Annotated in this window: 6 protein-coding genes; 2 read left to right on the top strand and 4 right to left on the bottom strand. The window is 62.6% G+C overall.

Annotated elements, in window-relative coordinates; translation table 11 throughout:
• Positions 1-287 precede the first annotated feature (287 nt).
• Complete coding sequence (locus tag NKH78_RS03790; RefSeq protein ID WP_502899775.1) at positions 288-1898, bottom strand: ABC transporter substrate-binding protein; 1611 nt, start codon at positions 1896-1898, stop codon at positions 288-290.
• Between the two features lie 363 nt (positions 1899-2261).
• On the opposite strand from NKH78_RS03790, the gene NKH78_RS03785 reads away from it, so the two are divergent.
• Entirely contained in the window at positions 2262-3449 is a 1188-nt protein-coding gene (locus tag NKH78_RS03785; protein ID WP_352506672.1) for a M24 family metallopeptidase, read from the top strand.
• On the opposite strand, the gene NKH78_RS03780 is transcribed toward NKH78_RS03785, so the two are convergent.
• The 3 genes from NKH78_RS03780 to NKH78_RS03770 are packed head-to-tail and all read right to left on the bottom strand — an operon-like array spanning position 3446 to position 5946.
• Positions 3446-3874, bottom strand: a complete 429-nt coding sequence (locus tag NKH78_RS03780) for a cupin domain-containing protein (RefSeq protein ID WP_352691137.1) — start codon at positions 3872-3874, stop codon at positions 3446-3448. The two genes, NKH78_RS03785 and NKH78_RS03780, sit on opposite strands and share 4 nt — an antisense overlap.
• 24 nt (positions 3875-3898) lie before the next feature.
• Positions 3899-4738 (bottom strand): phosphoenolpyruvate hydrolase family protein, encoded by an 840-nt coding sequence (locus NKH78_RS03775; protein WP_352506670.1) that lies wholly within the window; start codon positions 4736-4738, stop codon positions 3899-3901.
• Positions 4739-4749: 11 nt separating this feature from the next.
• Entirely contained in the window at positions 4750-5946 is a 1197-nt protein-coding gene (locus tag NKH78_RS03770; RefSeq protein WP_352691135.1) for a Tm-1-like ATP-binding domain-containing protein, read from the bottom strand.
• Positions 5947-6052: 106 nt separating this feature from the next.
• On the opposite strand from NKH78_RS03770, the gene NKH78_RS03765 reads away from it, so the two are divergent.
• Entirely contained in the window at positions 6053-6748 is a 696-nt protein-coding gene (locus NKH78_RS03765; RefSeq protein WP_352506668.1) for a TetR/AcrR family transcriptional regulator, read from the top strand.
• Positions 6749-6804: the final 56 nt, after the last annotated feature.

The following is a 6804-nucleotide window of genomic DNA, read 5'->3' as shown; positions in this document are numbered from 1 at the left end:
GCGCTCGTGTCCTCGAATGGCATCCCGAACCCCCCAGCGCAAAGCGCGCCAAACTGTTCGCGATGTCCTCGCACACCTGTTCGCGATGTCCCCGGTCCAAACAGGGGGGAGATCAGCTGTCATTGTCGCTTTCGCCAATCTCCAGCGTTGCAAGACGGCCGGCAACGCCAAAGCTGCCAATCTCCCTCCTTGTGGGGGAGATGTCCGGCAGGACAGAGGGGGGCGCGAAAAAGCTCTCATCGTTGAAGCTGAGCACACAAGCGGCGCGCAAGTCTGGAGAGACTTCCTTACCCCTCCAGCCAAGTGTCCGCCCAGTTCGATACCGCCCAGCGCGGATTGTTGGCGATGTTCTTGACCGTATCACGTGCGACGCTGATGAAACTCCATTCGGCGACGTTGATCAGTGGCAGGTCGGCGGCAACTTTTCTCTGGAACTCCTTGTAGAGTTCGGTGCGGGCGGCGGTGTCGAGCGTCTCCGATGCCTTGGCGATCAGGGCATCGAGTTCGGCGTTCTTATAGCCGCCTTGGTTGGAGAAGGGCACGCCGTCTGGAATGCCGCTCTGCACCAGGATGGTGGTCGAGATCGCAGGATCGCCGCGGAACACCGGCGGCCCGACCGCAAGGTCGAAGGCGTGGTCGGTGTAAACAGCCTTGATATGCGCGGCCGAGTCGTTGTTGACCAGATGAGCGTCGATGCCGATGGCGGCGAGCGCCTGGCGCAGATAGTCGCCGAACTGCTTGGTCTCGTTGAAATAGGGCGCCGGCAGCAGTTTCAGTGAAAAGCGCTTGCCGTCATCGCCTCGGCTGTAGCCGGCCTCGTCCAGCAAGGTGTTGGCCTTGACGAGGTCGAAGGCGTACGTCGGCACGTCGGCGGTGTAGAATTGCGGGTCGTTTTTCGGCACCGGGCCAGTGGCGGTGGCGGCATAGCCGAGAAACACCGTCTTGACGACGAAATCCTTGTCGATGGCGTGAGCGATCGCCTGGCGCACTTTCAGGTCGGCCAGCTCCTTGCGGCGATGGTTGATCTCGACGACGAGCTGGTAGGTCAGCCCTTCATAACCCTTGGTGATCACCTTGAGGCCGGGCACTTTGGATATGCGGTCGAGATCGGCGAGGGGCACGGCGGAGAAGGCGGCGAGCTGGATCTCTTCGGCCTCGAGCGCGCTGGCCGCTGCTGTGCGGTCCGGCAGCACCTGATAGATGATCTCGTCGAGATAGGGCTCGTCCTTGCCCCAATAATCCGTATTCTTCTCCAGCCGGTAATATTCGCCGGGTTTGTATTCGGCGAATTTGAACGGTCCGGTGCCGACCGGGGCGTTGTTGGCCGGGTTGTCCTCGATCTTTCCGGTCTCGTAGATGTGCTTGGGCACCACGCTGCTCAGCGCCGGCAAGGCGTTGCGGATCAGCTGGAACGGTGTCGGCTTGGCGAATTTGAACACGGCGGTGGCTTCGTCCGGCGTGTCGACCGCCTCCAGATCCTTGAACACGGTGCGGCCGAGATTCTGCAACGGCTTCCAGATATGCAGCGCCGAGAACGCGACATCGCCGGAGGTGAAGGGTTTACCGTCATGCCATTTGACGCCCTCGCGCAGCTTGAACGTCACCGACAGGCCGTCGGTGGCACCTTCCCAGCTGAGTGCCAGGCGCGGATCGAGCCCGTCCTTGCCCTCAAAGGAGGCCTCAGCCAAGGTTTCTACGATCTTGCTCGAAATGAAGAAGACGCCGTTCGAGGCGACGATCGCCGGATTGAGATTGCGCGGCTCGGAATCAGCGGCGACAACCAGTCGTCCGCCCTTTTTCGGCGTCTGCGCCGACCCGATCGTCGGCATCGCGGTGGAGGCCAGCAGCAATGCCGAACCCGCAAGCATCGTACGTCTGGAAATGGTGAACTCTGGCATGATCGAACTCCGTCCTCTCCGCGGACCCGGCCGGGTCCGCCGTACCCCTCGGACGCTCGTAAGCATCCTGCACGGCTGATTATGGGCCTTGTACGGGGTTTCGCCAAAGACGGAATTGGCGCATCCTCACGTGGCTTTGAAATTTCCGTCCGTTGGACCAGTTGTACGGAAACGGTTCGATGCGCGGTTCTGGCAGGACCCAGACTGGAGTAAAGTGCAGCAGGTGGACCAGCTTTGGGGCTGGTTCGCCCGTTCTGGCTGGACCAGATCGGGCAAAATGATGCAGATTAAGCATAGCCGAGGGTCAGAGCCGGAAAGCCGGTGCCGGCGAGCGGCCGGCCAAGGGATTTCAGGGAGAGAGACATGAACATTGCCCCAGGCAAGAATGCCGTCGGCGGCGTGCCGTTCGACCAGGCTCGGGTGGACGGGCTGATGGAGGAGGCCGGCATCGACGTGCTGCTCGCCACCTCCAAGCACAACACGCAGTATCTGCTTGGCGGCTACAAGTTCATCTTCTTCGCCGCCATGGATGCGATCGGCCACAGCCGTTATCTGCCTGTCGTCGTCTATGAGAAAGGTGGGCCGGAGCATGCCGCCTATATCGCCAACCGCATGGAAGGCGGCGAGCACCAGAACCATCCATTCTGGACGCCGACACTGCATGCCGCCTGCTGGGGCACGCTCGATGCCGCCAACCTGGCGGTCGAGCATTTGCGAAAGATCGGCAAGGGCAATGCCCGCGTCGGCATCGAGCCCGCCTTCCTGCCGTCCGACGCCTATATGCTGATCCGCAACGCGCTGCCGGATGCCAAGCTGATCGATGCGACTGATATGCTGGAGCGCATGCGCGCAATCAAAACCGAGGCCGAGTTGGAGAAGCTGCGCATCGCCTCCGAGCTGATCACCGATTCCATGCTGGCGACCATCGGCTGGGCACGCGAAGGCACGACCAAGAGCGAGATCATCGAACAGCTCAGGCGCGAGGAGACCAATCGCGGCGCGCATTTCGAATATTGCCTGTTGACGCTAGGCTCCAGCCACAACCGCGCCGCCTCGCCGCAGGCCTGGAAACGGGGCGAGGTGATGTCGATCGATTCCGGCGGCAACTACCACGGCTATATCGGCGACCTTTGCCGCATGGGCGTGCTGGGCGAGCCTGACGCCGAACTCGAGGATCTGCTGGCCGAGATCGAGACAGTGCAGCAGGCGGCCTTCTCCAAGGTCAAGGCGGGCACGCTGGGCGGTGACATGATTTCTCATGCCGAAGGCGTGCTGAAGAAGTCGAAGGTTGCGCCCTATACCGATTTCTTCGCGCATGGCATGGGGCTGATCACGCATGAAGCGCCGTTCCTGATGACCAACCATCCGGTGACCTATGAAGGCACCTATGCCGCAAAGCCGCTGGAGAAGAACATGGTGCTTTCGGTCGAGACGACCATGCTCCACCCGACGCGCGGCTTCATCAAGCTGGAGGACACGGTGGCGGTCACCGACACAGGGTACGTGATGTTCGGCGATCGGGGCCGGGGCTGGAACGCGGGCGGGGGTTAGGCGCTTCTATCCCCGCCCGGCGGGATCAACCTGAAATCCGGCAACTCCCGCAACGCCAGTTCCGGCCCGGCCGGCGAATAGACGACGAAAAGCTGCATCGGCCCATCGCCGGTATTGAGCGTCGAGTGGAAGCGGCTTTCCGGCACATAGATGGTGCAGCCGGGGCCGACTTTCTCGACGACCGGGTTGCCTTTCTCGTCCTCGACCATCTGCTCGCCATCGCCTGAGATGACGAAGATGATCTCCTCCGCACCCGGATGGTTATGACGCGTATGGCCCTTGCCCGACGGGAGGTCGACGACACCACCGGAAAATCGCTTTGCGCCGTTCACTTCGGGAGCGACCGTCAGCGACAGCCTGCCCCAGTCGAAGCCGAAGGCGCTGACGTCTTTTGGATATACGAACACCTTGCTGTTGTCGGTCATCGTCCCACCTTCTTTTGCTGGTCTCTACGCAGCGCCGAACGTGACGGCCTTGAAATCCGCCGTCTGCCTGGCGATCGAGGCTTCCGCCGGCAGCCGCTCCATCGAACTGGCGCCATAGAACCCGTGCAGGCCCTTGCAGCGCTCGAGAATATATCTGGCGTCGTCCGGCATCGAGATCGGCCCGCCATGGCAAAGCAGGATTATATCCTCGCGCACTGAGCGTGCCGCTTTGGCGATGGCGTCGATCTCGCTGACACAGTCGTCCAGCGATTTAGCCGACGTCGCGCCGATCGAGCCGCCGGTGGTCACCCCCATATGGGCGACGACGATGTCGGCGCCGGCTGTTGTCATGGCGCGCGCCTCGTCTGGGTTGAAGACATAGGGCGTGGTCAACAGGTCGAGTCTGTGAGCCTCGGCGATCATGTCGATCTCGAGCCCGAAGCCCATGCCGGTTTCTTCAAAACTCCGCCGCATCTGGCCGTCGAACAGGCCGATGGTCGGAAAATTCTGGACGCCGGAAAAGCCCATCGTCTTCAACTCGGCCAAAAGCAGCGGCATGATGACGAAGGGATCAGTGCCGTTGACGCCGGCCAGCACCGGCGTCTTCTTCACCACCGGCAGCACTTCGTAGGCCATCTCCTTGACGATCTCGTTGGCGTTGCCATAGGCGAGCAGGCCGGCGGCCGAGCCGCGCCCGGCCATGCGGTAGCGGCCGGAATTGTAGATGATGATCAGGTCGATGCCGCCGGCTTCCTCGGCCTTGGCCGACAGGCCGGTGCCGGCACCGCCGCCGACGATCGGCACGCCATCCGCAATCATCATGCGGAATTTCTCCAGGATTTTCTTGCGCGGTATGGCGGCCATGTCTTGGTGTCTCACTGTCTGGCGATGTCGAGGAAGGCCGTTGTGGCGGCCCAGGCGAATTCCGGATCGTTGATGTGCAGCGGCAGGCGCAGCACGCGCCGCGTTTTGGCGGGTTTGATGGTACGCTCGATCGCCTCGAACAAAGCGGCATCGGCTTCAGGGTCGAAGAAGGCGCCGCCTTCGATGTCGAGCGCCGACACGCCTTTCTCCGGAATGAGGAAACGAACCGGACCCTGGCAGAGGCTCAGCCTTGTCCCGATCCATTCGCCGATCGTCCTGCTTTCGTCGGCAGTGGTGCGCATCAGCGTGACGTTTGGATTGTGCTCATAAAACAGCCGGCCGCGATAGCGTTCCGGAATTGTCGGCGGCGCCCAGAAATTGACCATGTCGAGCGCGCCGACCGAGCCGATATAAGGCAGCCTGGTGCGGGCGATGGCGACAAAGCGATCTTCGGTCGCCGGCAGCACGCCGCCAAGCAGCAAGTCGCAGACTTCGGTCGTTGTGATGTCGATGACGCCGGACAACAGGCCGCTGTCGGCCATTTTTTCCATGGTGCGGCCGCCGGTTCCGGTGGCATGAAAGACCATGCAGTCATAGGTCGAACGAAGCTCATCGGCGATCGCGGTCACGCATGGCGTGGTGACGCCGAACATGGTCAGGCCTATCGAGGGTCTGCCGTCGGCCGGCGGCGCCGGCTTTGCCGCCATGCCTGATATCGCCTGGGCGGCATTGTGCAGCACGACACGGGAAAGTCGGTTGAGGCCGGCCATGTCGGTCACCGACGGCATCATGACGATGTCGGAGACGTCGACGTAAGGCGTGGTGTCACCGGAGGCCAACGTCGAAACCATGATCTTGGGCAGGCCGAGCGGCAGCGTGCGCATTCCTGCGGTGATGATCGAGGTGCCGCCACCGCCGCCAATGCCGATAATCCCGGCAATGTCGCTGCGCGATTGAACAAACCGGGCAAAGGCGGCAGCCATTGCCGCCACCGCGGTGCCGCGATCGTCGACGCCGAGCACGGCGTTGCGACCCTCGGAATGGTGGCTGGCGACCTCGTCTGCCGAAATGTCGACCGGCACGGTCGCGCCGCGTGTTCCGATGTCGACACGGGCAATCGAAGCGCCGGTAGCGGCGACCGCATCGGACAGAAATGCGAGTTCCTCGCCCTTGGTGTCGGCGGTGCCCACCACATAGATGCGCTTCATCGCGTTTCCCCGGTCTTGGGCGTGTTCGGCGCTGCCGCCCCTTTGCCTGGCCGTTCGATGGGCGAAGGGCCATTGCAATTTTTTGAGACGCGCGTATCGTATTAACATGGATGTCTCACGTCAACAAGCGACAGTGAACGACGACGCCGGCCAAGGCGCCAGCCCGCGGGCTGAGCGCGGGGCCCGCGCGCGCACCAAGCGGCTGATGCTGGAGACGGCGACAAAGCTGATGCAGGCGGGCGCCACGCCCTCCGTCAGCGAGGTGGCGGAAGCAGCGGAAGTCTCGCGCGCCACCGCTTATCGGTATTTTCCGAGCCAGGCGGCGCTGGTGCAGGCGGTGGTCGACGAAGGGCTCGGGCCGATCCTTACCTGGCAATCGATCTCTGCCGATCCGGAGCGCCGGGTCGCCGAGCTGTTCGACACCGCCATGCCGCGCATCGAGGCCTTCGAAGCGACGTTCAAGGCGGCGCTGAAACTGTCGCTCGACCAGTGGGCACAGCGACAGGCAGGCACGCTGGGCGGCGAACCGGCCTTCACGCGCGGCCATCGCATCGAGCTTTTGAAGGATGCGATCGCGCCACTCAAGGGCCAGTTGCCGCAGCGCGAATTCAAGCGGCTTGCGCAGGCGCTGTCGCTGATCTTCGGTGTTGAGATGCTGATCGTATTGAAGGATATATGGGGCTTGGATAGCCGCAGTATGATGTCGGTTGCGCAATGGGCGGCCGGGGCTCTTGTGCGCGCGGCTATGACCGAGTCGATGATTGAAGGAGATGGGATCGCGCCGACGACCGCCGTGAGATGACGCCAATCTGGTTCGACCAGATTTTCAACTTGGCTATTCATGCTACTGGCGATGCA

Origin of the sequence: Mesorhizobium sp. M0910 (assembly GCF_040319465.1) — a bacterium.
In the GTDB taxonomy this organism is placed as follows: Bacteria; Pseudomonadota; Alphaproteobacteria; order Rhizobiales; family Rhizobiaceae; genus Mesorhizobium.
This window is presented reverse-complemented; position numbering and strand designations above follow the sequence as displayed.

What these genes read in the sequence shown, in the direction of transcription:
- NKH78_RS03785 (WP_352506672.1), top strand. Translation starts at nt 2,262, where the DNA reads ATGAACATTGCCCCAGGCAAGAATGCCGTCGGCGGCGTGCCGTTCGAC.
- NKH78_RS03775 (WP_352506670.1), bottom strand. Translation starts at nt 4,738, where the DNA reads ATGGCCGCCATACCGCGCAAGAAAATCCTGGAGAAATTCCGCATGATG.
- NKH78_RS03765 (WP_352506668.1), top strand. Translation starts at nt 6,053, where the DNA reads ATGGATGTCTCACGTCAACAAGCGACAGTGAACGACGACGCCGGCCAA.
- NKH78_RS03770 (WP_352691135.1), bottom strand. Translation starts at nt 5,946, where the DNA reads ATGAAGCGCATCTATGTGGTGGGCACCGCCGACACCAAGGGCGAGGAA.
- NKH78_RS03780 (WP_352691137.1), bottom strand. Translation starts at nt 3,874, where the DNA reads ATGACCGACAACAGCAAGGTGTTCGTATATCCAAAAGACGTCAGCGCC.
- NKH78_RS03790 (WP_502899775.1), bottom strand. Translation starts at nt 1,898, where the DNA reads ATGCCAGAGTTCACCATTTCCAGACGTACGATGCTTGCGGGTTCGGCA.